The following is a 1052-nucleotide window of genomic DNA, read 5'->3' as shown; positions in this document are numbered from 1 at the left end:
CCTATTACCTAAAATCCCGAAATTGTGTACCTCATAGCTATGATAATTGCTATAAACACCCATGATCTAAACACCCATGATCTAAACACCCATAGCTATCGGACTTTATCCTTTAGAGGTTGCTGAAGTAAGCAACTGACTCAAACATAGTTGGGTCAGTTATAGCGTTTCTGAAACTTATGAGATACATTCAATTTAGTTACCCCGACTCCCGACTCCCTCGGTGCGCTTACAGTCGTCGAATTAAATTCGCCACGGGTCGCACCGCTCCCGACTCCCTAATCCCTAAAACCAAGATAGATGTCACACTGATTGCTTAATGTTAAGTTGTGACAGCTGACTGGGGGCAACTGCACCTTTTTCAGTAATAATGGCAGTAATTAACTCCGCCGGAGTCACATCAAAAGCTGGGTTATAAAATTCCACTTTAGGGGGACAAATCACTGTCTCCCCAATCTGATAAATTTCTGAGGGGTGACGTTCTTCAATGGGAATCTCTTGACCAGTAGATAGCTGAAAATCAATGGTTGAGATCGGAGCAGCCACAAAGAAGGGTATCTGATGAGCTTGAGCAATCAGGGCTAAACTATAGGTACCAATTTTGTTAGCCGTATCCCCATTGGCAGCAATGCGATCAGCTCCCACTACAACCGCATCAATTAGCCCTTGTTTCATACAATGGGCGGCCATGCTATCGGTAATTAAAGTAACGGGAATACCTTCTTCGACGCATTCCCAGGTCGTTAACCTAGCACCTTGCAAGCGGGGGCGGGTTTCGTCAGCATATAATCTGGCTAATCGCCCATCCCGCCACGCCGAACGCACTACTCCCAAGGCAGTACCATACCCAGCTGTTGCCAACGCTCCTGCATTACAATGGGTCAGAAGACACAGTTTGTCGGGGGTTTTCGGTAATACCTCTAACCCGCGATCGCCTATAGCTTGACAGGTTTGTAAATCCTCCAGCTGAATTTGTTTAGCTGTTTCAAGTAAGGAAGCTTTAATCTCTTCTACTGTCCCGATCGTTTCATAGGCATTTTTAAGCATCCGCA

Annotated in this window: 2 protein-coding genes; one reads left to right on the top strand and one right to left on the bottom strand. The window is 45.7% G+C overall.

Translation table 11 applies throughout. The annotated features are described in order from the left end of the window. Positions 1-179: 179 nt before the first annotated feature. Entirely contained in the window at positions 180-320 is a 141-nt protein-coding gene (locus tag F6K37_RS44175) for a hypothetical protein (RefSeq protein ID WP_287257451.1), read from the top strand. Here the strand turns inward: F6K37_RS44175 and mtnA are convergent. Further along, a partial coding sequence (gene mtnA, locus F6K37_RS44170; protein ID WP_287257450.1) for an S-methyl-5-thioribose-1-phosphate isomerase occupies positions 304-1052 on the bottom strand: 749 nt, incomplete at its 5' end. The genes F6K37_RS44175 and mtnA overlap by 17 nt on opposite strands.

This window comes from Moorena sp. SIO4E2, from assembly GCF_010671945.1.
Classification (GTDB): Bacteria; Cyanobacteriota; Cyanobacteriia; order Cyanobacteriales; family Coleofasciculaceae; genus Moorena; species Moorena producens.
This window is presented reverse-complemented; position numbering and strand designations above follow the sequence as displayed.

Coding starts and splice junctions, on each gene's coding strand:
- F6K37_RS44175 (WP_287257451.1), top strand. CDS start 180: ATGAGATACATTCAATTTAGTTACCCCGACTCCCGACTCCCTCGGTGC.